The organism is Paenibacillus nicotianae (assembly GCF_042681745.1).
In the GTDB taxonomy this organism is placed as follows: domain Bacteria; phylum Bacillota; class Bacilli; order Paenibacillales; family Paenibacillaceae; genus Saccharibacillus; species Saccharibacillus nicotianae.
The window spans coordinates 354,159-375,720 of record NZ_JBHUGF010000010.1; the positions used below are offsets into that span (position 1 = coordinate 354,159).

The 21,562-nt window shown below is 40.5% G+C and carries 21 protein-coding genes; all 21 read left to right on the forward strand.

Annotation, left to right across the window (positions count from 1 at the left end):
* Positions 1 to 10 precede the first annotated feature (10 nt).
* The 21 genes from ACFSGI_RS05785 (at position 11) to ACFSGI_RS05885 (ending at position 21,521) form a co-directional block, all read left to right on the forward strand.
* Positions 11 to 382 carry a histidine triad nucleotide-binding protein gene (locus ACFSGI_RS05785; protein ID WP_204823230.1) on the forward strand — a complete coding sequence of 124 codons (372 nt, stop codon included), beginning with the start codon at positions 11 to 13 and terminating at the stop codon, positions 380 to 382.
* A 195-nt stretch (positions 383 to 577) separates the two neighbouring features.
* Positions 578 to 751: a 30S ribosomal protein S21 gene (rpsU, locus tag ACFSGI_RS05790; protein ID WP_005547957.1), complete on the forward strand. Its 174-nt coding sequence runs from the start codon at positions 578 to 580 to the stop codon at positions 749 to 751.
* Positions 752 to 766: 15 nt separating this feature from the next.
* The gene (locus tag ACFSGI_RS05795) at positions 767 to 1,210 is read left to right on the forward strand and encodes a GatB/YqeY domain-containing protein (protein WP_204823231.1); all 444 of its coding nucleotides are present in this window, start codon (positions 767 to 769) and stop codon (positions 1,208 to 1,210) included.
* A 208-nt stretch (positions 1,211 to 1,418) separates the two neighbouring features.
* The gene (locus ACFSGI_RS05800; protein ID WP_204823232.1) at positions 1,419 to 2,843 is read left to right on the forward strand and encodes an NfeD family protein; all 1,425 of its coding nucleotides are present in this window, start codon (positions 1,419 to 1,421) and stop codon (positions 2,841 to 2,843) included.
* 252 nt (positions 2,844 to 3,095) lie between these two features.
* Entirely contained in the window at positions 3,096 to 4,097 is a 1,002-nt protein-coding gene (floA, locus tag ACFSGI_RS05805; RefSeq protein ID WP_204823233.1) for a flotillin-like protein FloA, read from the forward strand.
* Between the two features lie 31 nt (positions 4,098 to 4,128).
* On the forward strand, positions 4,129 to 4,692 hold the full coding sequence (locus tag ACFSGI_RS05810) for a hypothetical protein (RefSeq protein ID WP_379282681.1): 564 nt from the start codon (positions 4,129 to 4,131) through the stop codon (positions 4,690 to 4,692).
* A 227-nt stretch (positions 4,693 to 4,919) separates the two neighbouring features.
* Positions 4,920 to 5,891: a PhoH family protein gene (locus tag ACFSGI_RS05815; RefSeq protein ID WP_204823235.1), complete on the forward strand. Its 972-nt coding sequence runs from the start codon at positions 4,920 to 4,922 to the stop codon at positions 5,889 to 5,891.
* A 66-nt stretch (positions 5,892 to 5,957) separates the two neighbouring features.
* On the forward strand, positions 5,958 to 8,204 hold the full coding sequence (locus ACFSGI_RS05820; protein WP_204823236.1) for an HD family phosphohydrolase: 2,247 nt from the start codon (positions 5,958 to 5,960) through the stop codon (positions 8,202 to 8,204).
* Entirely contained in the window at positions 8,201 to 8,701 is a 501-nt protein-coding gene (ybeY, locus tag ACFSGI_RS05825) for an rRNA maturation RNase YbeY (RefSeq protein WP_204823237.1), read from the forward strand. Before ACFSGI_RS05820 ends, ybeY begins: the two co-directional genes overlap by 4 nt.
* On the forward strand, positions 8,701 to 9,069 hold the full coding sequence (locus ACFSGI_RS05830; RefSeq protein ID WP_204823238.1) for a diacylglycerol kinase family protein: 369 nt from the start codon (positions 8,701 to 8,703) through the stop codon (positions 9,067 to 9,069). Before ybeY ends, ACFSGI_RS05830 begins: the two co-directional genes overlap by 1 nt.
* A 196-nt stretch (positions 9,070 to 9,265) precedes the next feature.
* The gene (cdd, locus tag ACFSGI_RS05835; RefSeq protein ID WP_204823239.1) at positions 9,266 to 9,670 is read left to right on the forward strand and encodes a cytidine deaminase; all 405 of its coding nucleotides are present in this window, start codon (positions 9,266 to 9,268) and stop codon (positions 9,668 to 9,670) included.
* 104 nt (positions 9,671 to 9,774) lie between these two features.
* The gene (gene era / locus ACFSGI_RS05840; RefSeq protein WP_204823240.1) at positions 9,775 to 10,677 is read left to right on the forward strand and encodes a GTPase Era; all 903 of its coding nucleotides are present in this window, start codon (positions 9,775 to 9,777) and stop codon (positions 10,675 to 10,677) included.
* Between the two features lie 133 nt (positions 10,678 to 10,810).
* A complete protein-coding gene (gene recO / locus ACFSGI_RS05845) occupies positions 10,811 to 11,584 on the forward strand; it encodes a DNA repair protein RecO (protein WP_204823241.1) in 774 nt (257 codons plus the stop codon).
* Between the two features lie 340 nt (positions 11,585 to 11,924).
* Positions 11,925 to 12,803, forward strand: a complete 879-nt coding sequence (glyQ, locus tag ACFSGI_RS05850; RefSeq protein WP_069329826.1) for a glycine--tRNA ligase subunit alpha — start codon at positions 11,925 to 11,927, stop codon at positions 12,801 to 12,803.
* A 2-nt stretch (positions 12,804 to 12,805) separates the two neighbouring features.
* Positions 12,806 to 14,881, forward strand: a complete 2,076-nt coding sequence (gene glyS, locus ACFSGI_RS05855; RefSeq protein ID WP_204823242.1) for a glycine--tRNA ligase subunit beta — start codon at positions 12,806 to 12,808, stop codon at positions 14,879 to 14,881.
* A gap of 154 nt (positions 14,882 to 15,035) precedes the next feature.
* Complete coding sequence (locus tag ACFSGI_RS05860) at positions 15,036 to 15,515, forward strand: YaiI/YqxD family protein (protein WP_204823243.1); 480 nt, start codon at positions 15,036 to 15,038, stop codon at positions 15,513 to 15,515.
* Positions 15,516 to 15,561: 46 nt separating this feature from the next.
* The gene (dnaG, locus tag ACFSGI_RS05865) at positions 15,562 to 17,382 is read left to right on the forward strand and encodes a DNA primase (protein ID WP_204823244.1); all 1,821 of its coding nucleotides are present in this window, start codon (positions 15,562 to 15,564) and stop codon (positions 17,380 to 17,382) included.
* 41 nt (positions 17,383 to 17,423) lie between these two features.
* Positions 17,424 to 18,551, forward strand: a complete 1,128-nt coding sequence (rpoD, locus tag ACFSGI_RS05870; RefSeq protein ID WP_204823245.1) for an RNA polymerase sigma factor RpoD — start codon at positions 17,424 to 17,426, stop codon at positions 18,549 to 18,551.
* A 275-nt stretch (positions 18,552 to 18,826) separates the two neighbouring features.
* Positions 18,827 to 19,651 carry a hypothetical protein gene (locus tag ACFSGI_RS05875; protein WP_204823246.1) on the forward strand — a complete coding sequence of 275 codons (825 nt, stop codon included), beginning with the start codon at positions 18,827 to 18,829 and terminating at the stop codon, positions 19,649 to 19,651.
* Positions 19,648 to 20,430: a tRNA (adenine(22)-N(1))-methyltransferase gene (locus tag ACFSGI_RS05880; protein ID WP_204823247.1), complete on the forward strand. Its 783-nt coding sequence runs from the start codon at positions 19,648 to 19,650 to the stop codon at positions 20,428 to 20,430. Before ACFSGI_RS05875 ends, ACFSGI_RS05880 begins: the two co-directional genes overlap by 4 nt.
* Positions 20,406 to 21,521, forward strand: a complete 1,116-nt coding sequence (locus ACFSGI_RS05885) for a Nif3-like dinuclear metal center hexameric protein (protein WP_204823248.1) — start codon at positions 20,406 to 20,408, stop codon at positions 21,519 to 21,521. Before ACFSGI_RS05880 ends, ACFSGI_RS05885 begins: the two co-directional genes overlap by 25 nt.
* Positions 21,522 to 21,562: the final 41 nt, after the last annotated feature.

Genomic DNA, 21,562 nt, shown 5'->3' on the forward strand with positions numbered 1-21,562 from the left:
GAGTCTTATTATGATCGTCAAAGAAGATTGTTTATTTTGCAAAATTGTAGCAGGAACGATTTCATCCAAAAAAGTATATGAGGATGATCAAATGTTAGCATTTCACGATATTACGCCTGCTGCTCCTGTACATGTATTGCTTATTCCTAAAAAGCATATCGACTCCATGAATGAAGTGACGCAAGAAGATTTACCGGTCATCGCTCATATTCATGGAGTAGCGATACAGTTAGCTAAAGAGTTAGGTATTAACGAAAGTGGATATCGTCTGATTAATAACTGCGGACCTGATAGTGGACAAGCGGTGCAACATCTTCATTATCATTTGTTAGGTGGAGCGAATCTTGGTGCTCTAACAGGCATTTCGAACTCTCACGCCTAAGCCAAAATGGCGTGGAAAAGAATAATAAAAAAAGATGTTCCAATACACTCTAAAACGGGTATATAATAGAACATTAAAAAATTGCAGGCAAAACTAGCCAATCATATTGACACTTCATTCAACTTTCACCTATAATGAAAGTTGATAAACCGTGTTATTGTTCTTGGACGGTCTGGTCGGAGGGAGGGAAAACTAGTGTCTGAAACGAAAGTTCGCAAAAACGAAACAATTGATGCAGCACTTCGTCGCTTCAAACGCTCCATCGCTAAAGATGGCGTTCTGGCTGAGGTGAAAAAACGCAAACATTATGAAAAGCCGAGCGTTAAGCGTAAGAAAAAATCTGAGGCTGCTCGTAAAAGAAAGTTTTAGGAGGATTTACCCGTCATGAATCTTAGCGAACGATTAAACGAAGATATGAAGCAAGCAATGAGAGACAAGGCGAAATTCAAATTGTCGACCATCCGCATGGTTCGTTCAACGATTAAAAATCTCGAAATAGATTTGAAAAGAGACTTGGACGACACTGAAGTGCTTGATATTCTTAGTCGTGAGATCAAACAGCGCAAAGATGCCCTCCAAGAATTTGAAAAAGCAGGTCGTGAAGACCTGACAAGCAACCTTAAAGCGGAGATTGAGATTATTTCCGAGTACCTTCCCACACAGCTGTCTGAAGAAGAAATTAAAGTTCTTGTAAAGCAGACCATCCAGGAAACCGGTGCTTCTTCAAAAGCCGATATGGGAAAACTGATGAGCGCCCTGATGCCTAAAGTAAAAGGTCGCGCAGACGGAAAAGTTGTGAATCAAACGGTTCAACAATTTCTGCAATAAACATATGTGAAAGCACCTCATTTTTTATAAAGTGGGGTGCTTTTTTCTATGCTTATTTGATGAAAAAGGAATATAATTGAAACGTAACCATGAAATTCGCGTATTATGTATAGACTACCTTTTACTATGCTTATATGTATATTGTTTAATATTGGTATGATTGCTGTATTAAACAAAACACATCTGAACGGAAAGGGGCTAAGATCGCATGAATGTATCGCGTGACCAGATTGGACGTGTACAACGTCGGTTAACTTTTTTATTGTTAAGTTCATTGATGGCGATGCTTGTTATAGCGGGGATTTATCCACAATCTGCTGACGCCGCATCCGCACAAGTGGTTAGCAATAATGATGGTGCAGTCTACGTGATTCCTATTGACCGTCAAATTGAAAGCGGATTACAAAAGTTTTTGGCAAGAGGATTTGAAGAAGCGAAGCAAGCCAAAGCATCCTGGATTGTGCTGGAAATGAACACGCCGGGTGGAGAACTTCAAGCAGCAGGAGATATTGGAGCGATGGTGCGTAATAGCGATGTTCCTGTAGCTGTTTTTGTACAAGACAAAGCTGCATCTGCCGGAAGTTATATTGCTTTGAATGCAGATAAGATTTTTATGCAACCTGGAAGTACAATTGGTGCGGCTGCTATTGTGGATGGTAAAGGCAACCCGATAGATAACCCCAAGCAGGTCGCTTATTGGAAAAGTGAAATGAGAGCTGCGGCACAGCTTCATAACCGTAATGCAGATATTGCTGACGGTATGACAGATGTAAATATGGTAGTAGCCATGCCAGAGATTAATCAGACCAAAACCAAAGGACAGATTATTTCTCTTTCTAGCAATGAAGCGTTGAAAGTAGGATTTGCAGATGATATCCTGTCTTCTACTAATGCTGTTGTAGCTGAACTAGGGCATTCACCTGAAGATATAGTGAACGTACAACCAAGTGCTGGTGAAAATATTGCACGCGTACTGACTAATCCAATTGTAACGACTCTGCTCCTATTTATTGGGATGGTCGGAATAGCGATGGAGATTATTATACCAGGATTCGGTATACCGGGTATCGTAGGTATTGTTGCTTTTGCATTGTATTTCTTCGGTAGTTATGCGGCTGGTTTTTCAGGATCGACCACATGGTTACTCTTTTTAGGAGGACTTATTTTACTGGTACTGGAACTGTTTATTCCAAGCTTTGGTATACTGGGTATTTTGGGTTCAGCCAGTCTGATTACAGGTGTAGTGAAAGCTGCGTATGATACAAGCGATGCTTTGTTATCTTTAGGTATCGCATTTGCTTCTGCTGCTGTAGTCGTCACACTGATTGCTATTTTGCTCAAAGAACGCGGCGTCTGGAATCGTTTTATTCTCAAAGAACAGCTTTCTTCAGAGCAAAGCTTTATGTCTCGCTTAACCAGAGAACAATTTTTGGGCAAAGAAGGAATAAGTGTAACGCCTCTTCGTCCGTCAGGTACAGTATTGATCGATGATGAACGAATCGATGTTGTCACACAGGGTAATTTTATTGCGAATGATCGCCCGATTCGAGTCAAGCAAGTGGATGGCAGTCGTATCATTGTAGAAGAAATAACAGAAGAATCTGCTCTACATGCACAGTTGATGAAAGAATAACTTTCACACATAGAGGTTATTCCATAAGAATGAGGTATGGATAAACAACTCATTTTCTATTCATACCTTGATGATTTTAAAATGATATTGCTTCGTCTTCAATATGGATTCATATACACATATGTAGACAAAAGGGGTCATGTTCGTTTACATATTTAGCGTTATACCAGATTGATTGAATCCAAGAATACAGGCAATAAGCAAGTCAGGTAACACAGGTTAAACTATAAAAATTGGAGTGTGATGTGAATAATGAGTACAAGTGTATTGAGTATACTCTTTATCGTTGTTGTCGCTATTATTATTTTAAGTGTATTTTTCAGTTTCTTCCCTGTTATGCTCTGGATCTCAGCAGTAGCTTCTGGTGTACGTGTAAGTATTATTACGCTTGTAGCAATGCGTCTACGTCGCGTAACCCCTTCACGTATTGTAAATCCGCAGATCAAAGCGCACAAAGCAGGTCTGGGACTTGATATGAACCAATTGGAAAGTCATTATCTAGCAGGTGGTAATGTAGACCGGGTCGTAAATGCCCTTATTGCGGCGCAACGTGCAGAGATTCCTTTGGAATTTGAACGTGCAGCAGCGATTGACCTTGCAGGTCGTGATGTATTGCAAGCTGTACAGATGAGTGTTAATCCTAAAGTGATTGAGACGCCTGTCGTAGCTGCTATGGCTCGTAACGGTATCGAAGTGAAAGTTAAAGCTCGTGTAACTGTACGTGCGAATATCGACCGCTTGGTCGGTGGTGCAGGTGAAGAGACAATTATTGCGCGTGTAGGTGAAGGTATTGTTACGACTGTAGGTTCCAGTGATTCTCACAAACAAGTACTGGAAAATCCAGATATGATCTCCCGTACTGTATTACAAAAAGGTCTGGATGCAGGAACAGCTTTTGAAATTCTATCGATCGATATCGCGGATGTCGATGTAGGTAAAAATATCGGTGCTATGCTACAGACCGAACAAGCCGAAGCAGACAAACGTATCGCTCAAGCCAAAGCAGAAGAAAGACGTGCGATGGCTGTTGCTCAAGAGCAAGAGATGAAAGCGCGCGTTGTTGAAATGAGAGCACGTGTAGTTCAATCCGAATCCGATGTACCACTTGCGATGGCAGAAGCACTTCGTCAGGGTCAGCTCGGTGTTATGGATTATATGAATTTCAAAAATATCGAAGCCGACACTCAAATGAGAGGTTCAATCGGTAAATCAGAAGATTCTGGCAGTAGCCCGGATAATAAGTCAAATAAATAAAGGTGTGCGATAATTCATGTTTGAATTCCTTATGGGTAATTTATATTTTGTCGCCATTATTGCCTTTGCTATCTTTTCTTTTGTCAAAACGCGTTCAGCCAAAAAGAAGGCAGGCGGGCAACCTTCAGGTATGCCAACGTTTGGTGGAAATGGTGATACCAAAAAAAGATGGTTCAATGAACCCGAGCGCACATCGGCTGAACCTGAATCATTAGATGAGGCACAGCGACGTTATCATGAGGCTCAGCAACGTTATGATGATTCAGATACATCAGAGAATACGCCGGGATATGAAGATTCAGCGACAAGATCGACTTCATATACACAAGAGCCTGCATTACCGAAACGTATCATTTCCAATCAAAGTGAAGTGGAAAAACGTTTGGATGAAATGCACAAAGATATTCAAGCCCGCTCGATGCATTTGAATGCAGGAAGTCGAGTACAAATTGAAGAGTTGGATTCAGAATCTACGTCTAAAAATGCTATCGGTTCGGATGAGCTCCGTCAAGGTGTGATTTGGGCAGAAATTCTAGGCGAACCTCGTGCCAAACGTCCTTTCAATAATCGTAAATATGCAGTAGACAAGAAATAGTTAGGTATTAGCCGATCTCTATAGTGGAGATCGGTTTCTTTCTAATCTGTTGTCATTTTGTTTCTATTTGGATCGATGTATGGTAATGATAGATAATGTGCAAAAAATTTTGCATGACAAACCATACAATGGTAAAGTTTAGGGTAAAGAGATTGTACTCAAGTTTTGTAGTATAGGTGCACAAAAGCAGTTTTATATTATTTTATCAATGAGGAGATTGAGGCTATTTGTTAGAGCAAACGCAAAGCACCAGAATTCCCCTGCTAAATGCAGAAGAAGGATTGTCACTGTTCGGACCACAGGACAGCTTCTTAAAATTAATTGAACGCGATACGGAAGCCAAAATTGGTAGTCGTGAAGCAGAGATTTCGATTCATGGTCCTGCACAAGCAGTAGAGCAAATGACTCAGCTTTTTGAAGTATTATTAGAACTGGTTCGTAAAGGATATGTACTTACAGAGCGTGATATTTTGTATGCAATAGAACTTGCCAAAGAGCTCAGAGCAGACCAACTGCTTGACTTATATAAAGGTGAAATTACGCAGACCTATCGTGGTAAACCGATTCGTGTCAAAACGATCGGTCAGAAACACTATGTATCGACAATCAAAAAATTAGATATTGTGTTTGGGATTGGGCCAGCAGGTACAGGTAAAACGTATTTGGCGGTTGTACTCGCTGTGGCTGCGCTCAAAGAAGGCAAAGTTAAACGCATTATTTTGACTCGTCCAGCCGTTGAAGCAGGAGAAAGCTTAGGATTTTTACCGGGTGATTTGCAGGAGAAAGTTGATCCGTATTTGCGTCCTTTATATGATGCTCTTTATGATGTTATGGGCCCGGAACAGACAGCTAAAGCGTTAGAGCGCGGTTTGATTGAAATTGCTCCGCTTGCTTATATGCGTGGACGTACACTAGATGATGCCTTTATTATTTTAGATGAAGCGCAAAATAGTACCGCAGAACAAATGAAAATGTTTTTAACTCGTTTAGGATTTGGTTCCAAAATGGTGATTACAGGCGATGTTACCCAGATCGATTTACCGCGTGGCAAAAAGTCAGGGTTAGTAGAAGCGCGTATGATTTTGGATGGAATCAAAGAAATAGGATTTGTTATTTTCCAAGAACAAGATGTAGTTCGTCATTCATTAGTACAAAAAATTATTGTCGCTTATGATAAAGCTTCAGAAAATCTGGAGTAATCGGCGGTCAGCGGAGAAAACAGAAACCGCACATTTTGAATATTCAGAAGTGAGAGGGCTGTATGTATGACTTCCAAAAAACCGTCTACACGTAATTTACTTGATTCTATGATAGCGGGTTGGAAAAATAGCCGGATGACACGTTATGCTATGTTTGTCTTACTATTCATAGTGCTTTACGTTAGTCTGGCACCTAACCTGCTTCCACAGCGCTTTGATATTCAGGTCGGTACAGTGAGCGATAGCGATATTATTGCTCCGATGCAGATTCCGAATAACAAATCTACGCTCCAGGCGCAAGAAGCTGCTGCTGAACAAGTAGAATCCGTATACGCGATTGTATCGATGCGTAGAGAAACGGTTATTTCGCAAATGTTAGATCGAATTGAGTCTCTGAATCAAGATGATCAGATTACCAATGCAGATAAAGCACAGATTTATAGCGAAGAGATTCCGCAACGCGCGCAAAACTCGATCGCTAACTTTATTCGCAATAACCGTGAAGCAGGAAAATATTCAGACAAAATGTTAGATGAAATGCAAAAAACGATCGGTGAGCAAACGTACAGTATTCCTGAAGAAACGTTTCTCAAAATTCCGCGCTTATCTACAGATGAAATACAAGATATGCGTCAAGTAGCGACATCGATTATGTCTCGCTTAATGAGCGATCAGATTACTGATGCGCAGTCTGCACGCGCCAAAGTAGCTGAATTGGTTAGTACCAGCTCACTGAATAGCCGTACAGCTCGTGAGGTGGTGCAGGAGCTTGTTCGTGCTACGCTTACAGCTAACAAGTTCTACGATGAGGAAGCGACCCGAGCAGCCAAAGTAGAAGCTCGTGAGAACACACCAACTGTGTATATTCAGCAAGGTGAAGTACTTGTGCCAAAAGGTGAGAAAATCACACAGGAAATGTATACATTGCTGGATGAAAATGATCTGCTCAAAAATGATGTGAATTATTGGCCTCAACTGGGCTTGGTGTTATTTGCCTTTTTGATCACACTTGGACTGTATATGTATTTGCGTCAGTCTATTCACCAAGGTAGAAGCTACAATAACTCACAACTGTTGATGTTGATTGTTATTTTTGTTATCGGTGTAATCTGTCTCCATCTCGTACGTATTTTGCAGATTGGAAATTCACCGTACTTTGGATTCCTTGTACCGGCAGCGATTGTTGTGATGCTGATTACATTGTTGCTAGATATTCAGCTTGCTTATATTTCATCGATTATTATGAGTATTCTAGCAAGTATTATTTTGAATATGAGTCAACATGAATTGTTTGATTATCAGTTTGGCTTTTTCACGTTAGTTGTTTCGTTTACAGCGATTCAATGTATTCATCGTGCTAGTCAACGTTCAACGATTCTCAAAGCTGGTATTATGAGTTGCTTTTTTGGAGCGATTGCTGTTTTGACATTAGTCTTACTCAATGATGGAGAATGGACACGTATGTCTATGATGTATGCTGTTGGTTTTGCTTGTATTGGGGGATTAATAACAACTGTACTTGTACTCGGCTTAATGCCATTTTTCGAGACGACATTTGGTATTTTATCTGCTCTCAAATTAGTAGAACTGTCCAATCCGAACCATCCATTATTGCGTAAATTATTAATCGAGACACCGGGTACTTATCATCATAGTGTAATGGTAGGTAATCTGTCTGAAGCCGCCGCAGAAGCGATAGGTGCAGATGGATTGTTATGTCGGGTCGGTTCGTATTATCATGATATTGGTAAGACCAAACGTCCTGGTTATTTTATCGAAAATCAGAACAATATTGGCAATCCACATGATAGTATTGATCCGAAGCTCAGTAAATCGATTATTATTGCACATGCTCGTGACGGCGTGGAAATGCAAAAAGAATATAAATTGCCAAAACCGATTCGTGATATTGCAGAACAGCATCATGGAACAACGTTTTTGCATTACTTTTATCACAAAGCTTTGAAGCTAGCGGAAGAGCAAGAAATCGAACCTGATTTCACCGAAAATGATTTCCGTTATCCAGGGCCCAAAGCTCAGACCAAAGAAGCTGCTGTAGTCGGTATTGCCGATAGTGTAGAAGCCGCAGTGCGTTCACTGAGCAAACCTACAGTAGAACAAGTCGAGACGATGATTGAGAAAATTATCAAAGGTCGTGTCGATGATAATCAATTCAATGAATGTGATCTAACGATGAAAGAACTAGATGTGGTTGCCAGAACGCTGAAAGAAGCAGTGATGGGTATATTCCACTCTCGTATTGAATATCCGGAAGACATCAAGAAACCGGATCAGAAGGAGAATAAAGCATGAGTTTACAGCTTGCATGGGAAAATGAACAAAATAAATATGAGATTACAGATGAGCTTATCACTACACTTGAACTGATTCTGCAAAAAGCAGGAGAACAAGAACAAGTGAATGATGGTGAAGTCGCTCTTACTTTTGTGGATGATGAAGCTATTCATGAGCTGAACAAAGAGTATCGTGGGATAGATCGTCCAACAGATGTGTTATCTTTTGCCATGCATGAATCGCTTGATGATGAATTAGATATTGTCTATGATCCTGCATTGACTGGACAAGACACACCACTTCCAGGCGATATGTTAGGTGATATTATTATTTCGGTTCCACGTGCTATTGCTCAGAGTGAAGATTACGGGCATTCAGTGGAACGAGAACTAGGCTTTTTGTTTGTACATGGATTTTTGCATCTATTAGGATATGATCATCAAGATGATGAGACCGAAGCAGAAATGATGGGTAAACAAGAAGCGGTATTACAACAAGCAGGATTGACACGCTGATGAAAAAAAGAACGTGGAGAGCCGTATTTTTTTCTGCGGCAGAAGGAATTGCAGACACTTTTCGGACAGAACGTAATTTTCGTATTCATGTATTGATTACATGTATCATCATTATCGCCGGAATCATCTGTCATGTATCTGCTGTAGATTGGATGCTGCTAACGCTAGCGATAGGTATGGTGCTCGGAGCGGAATTGATGAATACCGGTGTTGAAGCTGCTGTAGACCTAAGCTCTCCTGATTGGCACCCTTTTGCCAAAAAAGCGAAAGATGCCGCCGCAGGAGCCGTTCTTATTTCATCTATTGTTGCGATTGTGATTGGTATTATTGTGTTTGCAGAACCGATTTTATCATGGTTTATAAAATGAATGATCATCGTACCAAGCGATAAAATTCCCTCTAATGACTTGAATAACAGAGTCAGGAGGGGATTTTATCGTTTTTTTCAACAAAGAATACAAGAATACGATGTAGATTAGTGGGCGTAAACGTCTAAATCGTGTAATATATAAGAATAGGCAGTGTATGGAACGATCAATACGATACATGTTCAGGGGGATTACAATGGAATCGTCACAATTATTACAAGAAGCTATTCTTGCTCGTGCTAAAGCATATGTACCTTACTCTAACTTTGCTGTCGGTGCAGCATTGCTTGATCGTAATGGACAAGTGTACCACGGTTGTAATATTGAAAATGCAGGGTATACTCCTTGTAATTGTGCAGAGCGAACAGCAATGTTCAGTGCGATTGCTCAAGGACAACAACCTGGTTCTTTTCAAATGATGGCTGTAGTTGGAGATACCGATGAACCGATTGCTCCTTGTGGTGTATGCCGTCAGGTAATGGTGGAATTGTGTCATCCTGATATGCCGATATTGCTTGGCAATATGAAAGGCGATACGCGGTTGACTACTATTTCTGAGTTGTTGCCACATGCGTTTGGACCGTGGAATTTAAATAAGTAAGCGGAATCGTTGAGAACTTTATATACACAGACTTGTATCACCAACAGCATTACAAATATGAACAGGAGTTACAGAGAATACTAACTCTTGGAACGGAGAATGATATGTCGAAAAAGAATTTTAAATCAGGTTTTGTTGCGATTGTCGGCAGACCAAATGTAGGGAAATCCACGTTAATGAATCAGGTAATTGGACAAAAGATAGCGATTATGTCTGACAAACCGCAAACAACACGTAATAAGATTCATGGCGTATTTACAAGAGACGATAAGCAAATCGTGTTTTTGGATACACCAGGGGTGCATAAGCGTCAGTCCAAATTAGGTGACTTTATGAACCAGACAGCTTTGAACACTCTTAGCGAAGTAGAAGCTGTTCTTTTTCTAGTCGACGCAGCAGAAGGATTAGGCGGCGGAGATCGCTTCATTATCGAACATCTCAAAAAAGTAAAAACACCTGTTTTTCTAGTGATCAACAAAATTGATCAGGTCGTGCCAGAGCAGTTGTTGCCGATTATCGACCAATATCGCAAACTGCATGAATTTGCTGAAATCATTCCGATTTCTGCTAAGCTTGGCAACAACGTAGATACATTGATGGAGCAGATTGGTAAGTATTTACCAGAAGGTCCACAGTACTATCCAGACGATCAAATTACAGATCATCCAGAGCAATTTGTATGTGCTGAATTGATTCGTGAGAAAATTCTAAATCAGACACGCGAAGAGATTCCTCACTCTATTGCTGTAACAATCGAAGCGATGAGTGTAGAGCCTAACGGTGTAGTTAATATTTCAGCAGTGATCTTTGTAGAACGTGATTCTCAAAAAGGAATCGTTATCGGTAAACAAGGCGCATTATTGAAAGAAGTGGGCAGACAAGCACGAATGGATATTCAGAATTTGCTAGGTTCTAAGATTTTCTTAGAGCTATGGGTCAAAGTGAAAAAAGATTGGCGTAATCAAGATAGTGTATTGAAAGATCTTGGTTTCCATCGTAATGCTTAATATACAGGCAAATATGTTTAATAAATAAAAAGAACAGCAATCCAGATATATGATAGCAGAGCATAGAATTGTATGCTCTGCTTCTTTTAAATTCAGAGTGCAATATATTCATAATCAGATAGGGAGATGAGACATGCTATACAGGGTGGAAGGGATTATCATCCGCAGCATGGATTATGGCGAAGGGAATAAAATTGTTACTTTATGTACAGAGACACATGGTAAGATTGGTATTTTTGTACGCGGAGCCAAAAAGCCCAAAAGCCGTCATGGTGCAATGATACAACCGTTTACGTATGGTGAATATTCTTTTATTCGCAATGGAACAGGTCTGGGCACTCTTAATCAGGGTGAGATTATCGAATCCAATCATAAGTTACGTGAAGATGTATTTTTAGCAGCCTATGCGGCGTATGGATGTGAGATGGTCGATAAAGCACTACAAGAAAATGAAACAGGACGTTTTTGGTTTGATCAGCTCAAAGCGTTTCTTTTGTTTCTAGGCGAAGGTAGAGACCCTGTTGTACTAACAACTCTTTTTGAAATGAAAATTTTGCAAGCGACTGGATATGCACCTCAAGTGGATGCTTGTATTTTTTCAGGTGAAACAGAAGGGAAGTTTTTTCTAAGTCCGGGCTTGGGTGGTATATTGTCAGAGCGTGAGCGTCGTCAAGATCCAGCAGCGTTTGCAATCTCGCCAGGAACGCTCAAATTACTGCGTTTATTTTCACGATTGGATATTCGTCGTCTCGGTAATATTGATGTTAAAGATTCAACCAAAGCAGAATTAAAAAAGATTATGGATGCTTTTATGGAAGTCCAATTAGGGCTCAAATTAAAATCTCGCCGCTTTCTAGATCAATTGGATAAGTATGAAACTTCACTTCAAAACCATGTTGACGAATAAGATAAAGTCAGATATGATCTAGGTTATAACTTGTGTCTTATCGACACACATGATGCGTTGACCGGATTAGTAAGCAGATGATCATCGTCTTTAGATAGCGAGTCAGGGATAGTGTAAGCCTGATGACGACCATGTGCCCAATGGCATCCGCGAGCATATGAGCTGAATAGAAAAGTGGATGACATGCAAATGTCTTCAAATAGGGTGGAACCGCGGGAATACAACTCTCGTCCCTATGTCTGTACATCAGGCGTAGGAACGGGAGTTTTTTGCGTGCGATGCAGATAATACATATTCAGCGAATCGATGAATTAACTATGAAGATAAAGGAGTAATGTCAATGAATTTCCAGCAAATGATTTTGACACTGCAAAATTTCTGGGCAGCGCAGAACTGTATTATTGTACAGCCTTATGATACTGAAAAAGGTGCAGGAACGATGAACCCGATGACGTTCCTACGTTCGATTGGACCTGAACCGTGGAATGTGGCGTATGTAGAACCTTCCCGTCGTCCTTCTGATGGTCGTTATGGTGAGAACCCTAACCGTCTGTATCAACATCATCAATTTCAAGTGATTATCAAGCCTTCACCGGATAATATTCAAGAATTATACCTGGATAGTCTGAAAGAATTAGGGATTAATCCATTAGATCATGATATCCGTTTTGTAGAAGATAACTGGGAAAATCCGTCACTAGGCTGTGCAGGTCTAGGTTGGGAAGTATGGCTAGATGGTATGGAAATTACTCAATTTACGTATTTCCAACAAGTCGGTGGCATAGAGACGAATCCAGTAGCTGTCGAAATCACTTATGGTATGGAGCGTCTAGCTTCGTATATTCAAGATAAAGAAAATGTATTTGATCTAGAATGGGTAAATGGCATTACGTATGGTGATGTATTCCATCAACCAGAGGTCGAACATTCTACGTATACATTTGAAGTATCGGATGTAGCTATGTTGCTCAACCTGTTCAGTACGTATGAGCAAGAAGCGAAGCGTGCGATGGATCAAAATTTAGTATTCCCTGCTTATGATTACGTTTTGAAATGTTCACATACATTCAACTTATTAGATGCTCGCGGAGCGATCAGTGTAACCGAACGTACAGGATATCTTACACGCGTTCGTAATCTAGCACGTCAAGTAGCAGCGACGTATCTAGAAGAACGTGAGAAGTTAGGGTTCCCGATGTTGAAGAAAGGAGATGCATAATCATGGCTAAAGACATATTGCTTGAAATTGGACTAGAAGAAGTACCTGCACGCTTTTTACGTGCAGCGATGAATCAATTGCTGGACAAAACAGTGAAATGGTTAGACGATTCTAGATTGTCTCATGGAGATGCCAAAGCATTTGCAACACCACGTCGCCTTGCAGTCTGGATCAAAGATGTAGCTGAAAAGCAAGAAGATATCAATGAAGAAGTGAAAGGCCCTTCTCGCAAAATCGCTCAAGATGAGACTGGTGCTTGGAGTAAAGCAGCCCTTGGATTTGCACGTAGTCAAGGCGTAGATCCAGAAACATTCACATTCCGCGAACTCAGTGGCGTTGAATATATTTATGCTCAAAAAAGCAGTATCGGTATCAGCACAGAAAGTATTGTCGCTGAAGCGTTACGCAATATTATTACAACAATGACGTTCCCCAAAAATATGCGTTGGGGCACTCATGATTTCAAATTTGTACGTCCAATCAAATGGATCGTAGCATTATGGGGACATGATGTAATTGACTTTGAAATTACAGGTGTACACACAGGACGCACGACACGTGGTCACCGTTTCTTGGGTAGCGAGACTGAAATTGCTGAGCCTACGTTGTATTTAGAAGCATTGCGCGAACAGCATGTTATTGCTGATATCGAAGAACGAGAAGCGATGATCAGCGCACAGATCGCTCATTTAGCAAGTGAAAAAAATTGGCATATCGATGTCAAAGAAGACTTGCTAGAAGAAGTATTGTTCCTAGTCGAAACGCCGACTGTATTGTACGGATCATTTGATCCTGCATTTCTGAATATTCCGCAAGAAGTATTGATTACTTCGATGCGTGAACATCAACGTTATTTCCCTGTACTGGACGATGCAGGTCAATTGTTGCCTTATTTTGTAACAGTACGCAGTGGGGATAATCGCTCTTTAGATATTATTGCTAAAGGGAATGAAAAAGTACTACGTGCTCGTCTATCTGATGCCAAATTCTTTTATGAAGAAGATCAGAAGTTACAGATTGATACCGCACTTGCTAAGTTAGAAAATATCGTGTTCCATGAAGAAATCGGAACTGTGGGCGACAAAGTACGTCGTATTCGTCAAATCGCAGATCAATTAGCAGTAGAGCTTCATGTGACGCCTGAGCAAGCAACAGCAGTTAGCCGTGCAGCAGATATTTGTAAATTCGATCTTGTCTCACAAATGGTCTATGAATTCCCTGAATTACAAGGGGTTATGGGTGAAGATTATGCACGTAAAGCTGGTGAAAGTGAAGAAGTATCGCGTGCGATCTTTGAACATTATCAACCACGCTTTGCAGGCGAAACTGCTCCTGCATCATTAACCGGAGCACTTGTAAGTATTGCAGATAAGCTTGATACGATTGTGGGTTGTTTCTCAATCGGTATTATTCCTACCGGTTCACAAGATCCTTATGCACTTCGTCGTCAAGCAGCAGGAATCGTGCAAATCTTACTTGAGCACCAATTATCGTTAACATTAGAGCAATTATTTGATATTGCTTTAAATATTCATCAAAATTTAAGGAATATGAAACGTTCTTGCGATATAATACGTATAGAACTATATGACTTCTTCGGACTTCGTGTGAAAAAATTATTGTCTGAAGATCTTCGTTATGATGTGGTTGATGCAGTTATCGCATCAGGATTTAATCATATCGGTTCTGTTGTTGCTCGTGGTCATGATCTAATGAAAGTGGTTCAAAGTACACCAGACTTCAAATTAACGATCGAGTCTTTCGGACGCGTATCTAATCTTGCAGCTAAATCTTCTGGTGTTGCTGTACAGCCTGCATTGTTTGTAGAACCGGCAGAGCGTGAACTATACGCTTCATGGCAAGCTGCGACAACAGAGTATCATACATTGCTAACAGCGAATCGTACAGCAGAAGCTTTAGCGTTATTATCTTCTTTACGCCCGGCAATCACTGCTTTTTTTGATCAAGTAATGGTTATGGCAGAAGATGAAGCTGTACGAGAAAATCGTCTTGCTTTACTAGCAGCGGTTGATCAAGATATTCGTAGTTATGCAGACTTCTCGAAGTTGGTTAAATAAAAGATAGATAACAGATTTACAGATATAACTTTAAATGAACGACTAAATACAGCTATACGGAACGACGGCATTTATGTCTTGTCGTTCCGTATTTTCTACTTTTATAAACGAACGTATGCTCCACATGAAGTCCCAATGAGAGGGGGGATGGACATTGGAAAGTAACAAGCCATTCCACCCGCGTACGATCGTGGTGGATGGAGATGCTTGTCCGGTCAAAGCAGAAATTGCTGAGACTGCACGAACGTTTCATACACCTGTGTTAATGGTGTCTTCTTTTGATCACAAGATATATGCCGAAGAAGGTGTATCTGTAGTTCAAGTGGATCGTAGTGATCAGAGTGCTGATCTCTATATTGTGAATCATGTACGTCCAGGAGATATTGTGATCACGCAAGATTATGGTTTGGCGACGATTGCACTTGCCAAACAATGTCGCATCCTTTCTTTTCGCGGCATGGAATTTGATAGTGACAATATAGAATTTCTGTTGGCACGTCGTCATGCACAAGCCAAAGCACGTCGTAGTGGTAAGTATGGTAAGGGCCCTAAGCCTTTAACCACAGAAGATAAGAAAAATTTTCAGATGCAATTAACAAAACTTTTAACAAATTTGCAGGAGATCGACTCCTAGTTATCGAATATTATGTATCGTGTGAAAAGAGATGAAGGTGGTAACAATGAGCACCGGACATAATGGTGGTATTCCTGACGAGGTTATTGAAGCTGTACTCCAGCACAATGACATTGTTGATACGGTAGGCAAATATGTTCATTTGACCAAACAGGGGAAATATATGAAAGGCCTCTGTCCATTTCATTCCGAAAAAACGCCTTCTTTTACAGTGACACCTGATCGACAGATTTTTTATTGTTATGGTTGTGGTGCAGGTGGCAATGCGATCAAGTTCAGAATGGAAATTGACGGGCTTTCATTTCCAGAAGCTGTGAAATTGATGGCGGAAGAGTCACATATTCCTTTCCAGGATGGTAAAGGTGGAGGGGTGGCTCCTCGTGATCAAGAACTTGAGCGTTTATTACAAGCTCATGAATGGACAGCGAAGTTGTTTCATTACCTTTTGAAAAATACGGAACATGGCAAACCAGCAATGGAATATTTACGTGCCCGTGGATTCGGGGATAAGCTGATTGATCAATTTCAAATTGGCTATGCGCCTGATCGTTGGGATACGCTAGTTCAATTTTTTGAAAAGCGCTCTTTTGATCTCAAAGAAATGGAAAAAGGTGGTTTGCTTTCTTCCAAACAAGATGGCTCTGGATATGTAGATCGGTTTCGCGGGCGGGTTATGTTTCCAATTATGAACCGCAGTGGCAGGATTATTGCATTTGCAGGTAGAATCTTGGGAGAAGGGCAACCCAAGTATCTCAATTCACCGGAGAGTCGTTTATTTAACAAAAGTCGTACTCTATATAATCTTAATCTTGCCAAGTCAGCTATTCGTAAGCAAGGGCAACTGGTATTGATGGAAGGTTTCGGTGATGTGATTGCATCATGGGATGCGGGGGTACAACATAGTGTAGCGACAATGGGCACAGCGCTTACTGAAAATCATGCTTCACTGATGAGAACACTCACAGAAGAAGTTGTGATTTGTTACGACGGTGATAATGCCGGGCAAGCAGCAGCGCTCAAAAGTATTCCGATTTTGGAAGAAGCAGGCATGCGCGTCAAGATCGCTTTATTGCAAAATGGGCTTGATCCAGATGAGTATATCAAAACATATGGGGCGGAACGTTTTGCAAGCCAAGTGATTGATGGAGCGGTGTCGACAACCAAATTCAGGCTCATTTATGTAAAACGAAATTACAACTTGTTAGAAGAAGATGGCAAAGCCTCTTATGCTCAAGAAGCATTAAAAGTGATTGCTCAGCTTTCTTCACCGACAGAGCGAGAAGTATACCTCAAAGAATTATCTACAGAGGTAGGCGTATCGCTTGAAAGTCTAAAGCAAGATTGTAATTTGATGCGTCAGACTTTGAATAGGACTCGTCCACAAGGACAGAATGGGAATCGCAGTTCTGGAAATGGTAATTCTAGAAAAGCACAGGGTACGCCTACTCTGTTACCAGCTTATCATGCGGCAGAGCGTCGTCTGATTGCGATGATGCTACAAGATGCTGAAGCAGCAACTTATGTATCAGAACATTTGGGAGATGCTTTTAATATTGCTGATCATGCTGCGATTGCTTCCTATATTTATGCTTATTATGCACAAGGTAAGCCACCGGATGTAAGCCGATTTATTTCGTCGCTTCAGGATGATCGGTTAGAAAAAACAGCGACTTCAATCCTGATGATGGATACACCTCATGGTGATAGTGCGCAAGTTTTGCAAGATTGTATTCAACAGATCAAAAAGTTTCCACAACAGAAACAATTGGAACAAAAAAGAGAAGAAATGCTACGCGTTGAAAAATCAGGTGATTTTTTACGTGCTGCACAAATTGCAAGTGAGATTATCGCCCTAGAAAGACAGTAATTGTCTTGTACGGATAGTTCTAGGGAGGAGGGAGTCGAAAGATGGCGAACGATCAGCATACTGAATTAGAAACTGAATTAACATTAGATCAGGTAAAAGAACAACTAATAGAGGTTGGGAAAAAAAGATCTTCTCTGAATTACAAAGATATCATGGAAAGACTGGCTCCATTTGACCAGGATTCCGAGCAAATTGATGAGTTTTACGAACAATTAGGTGATATGGGCATCGAAGTTGTCAATGAAGGCGACGAAGAAATTACGATGCGTTCGAATACAGATCGTGAAAGTTCTGATAGCGAATTTAATTTCGACGATGATCTTGCTCTTCCACCAGGAATCAAGATTAATGATCCTGTTCGTATGTATTTGAAAGAAATCGGTCGTGTTCCTCTATTGTCAGCAGACAACGAAGTGGAACTGGCTAAACGTATTGAAGATGGCGATGAAGAAGCAAAACGTAGATTGGCTGAAGCTAACTTACGTCTCGTTGTAAGTATCGCTAAGCGTTATGTAGGACGTGGAATGTTGTTCCTTGATTTGATCCAAGAAGGAAATATGGGTCTGATCAAAGCGGTTGAAAAGTTCGATCATACTAAAGGATACAAATTCAGTACGTATGCAACTTGGTGGATTCGCCAAGCGATTACACGCGCGATTGCCGATCAGGCAAGAACAATTCGTATTCCTGTGCATATGGTAGAAACGATTAACAAATTAATCCGGGTATCCCGTCAATTACTACAAGAATTAGGACGCGAACCTACACCAGAAGAAATCGCTGCTGAAATGGAACTAAGTGTTGAGAAAGTTCGCGAGATTATGAAAATTGCTCAAGAACCTGTTTCGTTAGAGACGCCTATCGGTGAAGAAGATGATTCTCACTTGGGAGACTTTATTGAAGACCAAGATGCTTTGGCTCCAGCAGATGCTGCTGCTTATGAATTGTTGAAAGAACAGTTAGAAGACGTATTGGATACTTTAACAGAGCGTGAAGAAAATGTACTTCGTCTACGTTTTGGTCTAGACGATGGACGTACAAGAACGCTTGAAGAAGTAGGTAAAGTATTTGGTGTTACGCGTGAACGGATTCGTCAGATTGAAGCAAAAGCACTTCGTAAGCTTCGTCATCCAAGCCGTAGCAAACGTCTGAAAGACTTCTTAGAATAGAATCATACAAAAAGAACAGAGACCTTCTGCTTATAGCGGCAAGGTCTCTTTTTTTATATAATATGGTCATTCCTTTTTTTATCAGAAAGTTCTCTTTATTACATATGTATTATGTAAGGGGTTTACTTTTGGCTCCAATTAAGCGATATATAACTATAGAAGAATAGAACAAGCTATAATAATAGCTGTACACAAGTATGTAATAAACGGTTTTAATAAGCTGACAGAGTATAGATGGAGCAATTACCTAGTGATGAATAGGGAGTGGGAAAGTCGTGGATCGGGGGAAACGGGAAGTCATTTTAGATGAAATTGAATACTGGCGTGAAAATCGCTTACTTCCAGGGCATTATTGCGATTTTTTAATGAATTTGTATGATGTGGATCAAGAGCGTAGCGACAAAAAAGTACTATCGATGAATTCATTGAAACAAGGAAATATTCGTACATGGTTTTTTACGTTTATCGTAGTCTGTTTTATTTGTTTAACGATTTTGTATTTTGCTACTTTTCCATTTTTGGTGCAGTTGGTATGTATACCGTTATTTACAGCTCTATGTTATACTGGCGGAATTCGTTTACGTACGCGCAATTCACTAGCATCAGCGTTTTTACTAGCTATAGGTAGTCTGTTAATGCTAGGACTGGGCATCTTTTTAATTCGTGAACAAGGAATCGATGAACGTGTATTTATAACCCTTCTAGTTTTGGGTTGTGCGCTTATTTGGTGTATACTCGGTTATATTATTTCAAGCCCTGTGTTATTGTATATAGGGTTTGGTGCTTTTGCATTATTGTATGCTGGTTTCTTTGCTCAGGTTCAGCCTAGAGCTTCATGGTTGATGTTACAAGGACTATGGTTACCGGTTAGCTTGTTATTAATGTGGTTTTGCTGGCTGGTGCATCATCGTGGCAAAAAGATGGCGGCGGTTTATTTTACAAGCAGTCTGGCTATCTGGTTTATGCCAGAAATTGATGAAGTGTTTCTGCGTGGACAAATGCCGGAAGCTTTTGCACTATTTTGTATGGTGAAAGTAGCATTAATCTGTATTATTTTATTTGTACTTCGAAAAAAATGGATAGCGTGGGTGGCTGCATGAAATTATCAACACGATTAACAAGAATTGCAGAGCAAATTCCGACAGGAAGCCGGTTGGCGGATATTGGTTCCGATCATGCCCTTTTGCCGGTTTTTGCTATGCGTAAAGGAATGATCACAGAAGCAATAGCAGGAGAAGTCAATGTAGGGCCTCGTGATGCGGCTCAGCGCCAAGTGAACGAAGCAGGTCTTAAAGAAAAGATCAATGTTAGACTAGGTAATGGACTTGCTGTAATTCAGCCGGGCGAAGTGGATGTAGTAACGATCGCAGGTATGGGTGGTGTATTGATCGTTTCTATCTTGTCCGAAGGATTAGATAAGTTAGAAGGGGTAAAGCGCCTTGTACTTCAACCAAATGTAGGCGAAGAAAATGTGCGTCGCTGGTTATTAGAACATGATTGGTTTTTGAGTCATGAGCAAATTTTAGAAGAAGACGGACGTATTTATGAGATTTTGACAGCAGATCGTTTACCTGATGCAGTACAATTGAATCAACAGTTGTATAAAGGTATAACGTTAACTTCTCATAATGAGACCGATTCGGTAAATGATTATCATGTGGATCGAGATAGTTTGCTACGTTTCGGGCCTTATTTAATTCAAGAAGGCTCTTCGATTTTTCAACATAAATGGTCTCAAGAAATCCATAAGCTTGAAAAAGTAGCTGCTTCTACAGGTAAATCTGAAAATGAAGAAGCACAAGCCAAATCGGCTGCTTTTCGGCAACAACTGCAAACGGTGAAGGAGGTTCTATTATGCTTGCAAAAGGACAAACAGTAATTCAATATATGGAGCAATTTGCACCTAAAAGTATTGCTGTACCTGATGATCGAATTGGTCTGCAATTAGGAACACTTCAAAAAGATATTCGCAATATTTTGGTTGCGCTTGATGTAACGGATGAAGTAGTAGATGAAGCGATAGCGCTTGATGTAGATTTGATTATTGCTCATCATGCGATTATTTTCCGTGCGCTCAAAAGTATTAATACCAGTACACCAATGGGAAAATTATATGAAAAGCTGATCAAGCATGATATAGCAGTCTACATTAGTCATACCAATCTGGATATAGCAGAAGGTGGAGTGAATGACTGGATGGCAGATGCGTTAGGGATTCGTCATACTATTCCGATCGAACAGACATCTACTGATTCATTATTTAAATTAGTCACATTTGTGCCTGCTACTCATGTAGAAGGTGTACGTAATGCAATAACTGCGGCTGGTGGCGGTCATATTGGTGATTATAGCCATTGTACGTTTGCTACAGAAGGAACAGGTACATTTCAGCCGGAAGCAGGCAGTGAGCCTTACATAGGCACTACAGGTACATTAGAATCTGTCTCTGAAATTCGATTAGAAACCGTTGTTCCTTCTAGCCTACGTAACAAAATTGTTCAAGCACTGATCAAGGCTCATCCGTATGACGAAGTGGCATACGATCTGTATCCATTGGCAGAAAGCGGCAAAGTATATGGTTTAGGTCGTGTCGGTAAATTGGATGCTCCGGTAAGTCTTGCGCAATTTGTAGATACAGTCAAACAAGGATTAGATGTATCGATTGTACGTGTGACAGGTGATCTGAACCGCACAGTCAAAAAAGCGGCTGTACTGGGAGGATCAGGTAGTCGCTATGTAAATCAAGCTTTGTTCAAAGGTGCAGATGTGATTGTAACCGGAGATATCGATTATCATACAGCACAGGACGCACTGATGGCTGGCATAGCGATTATTGATCCAGGTCATAATACAGAGAAGATTATGAAGTCAGGGCTTGCTGAAGTGATTAGTAAGCGTTTGGAAGCAGATAAATATGATACCAAAGTACATGCTTCTACGATTGATACTGAACCTTTTCAATTTGTATAAACGTTAATCGGGTACAAAAGCTATGTGAATCTTTGTATGTA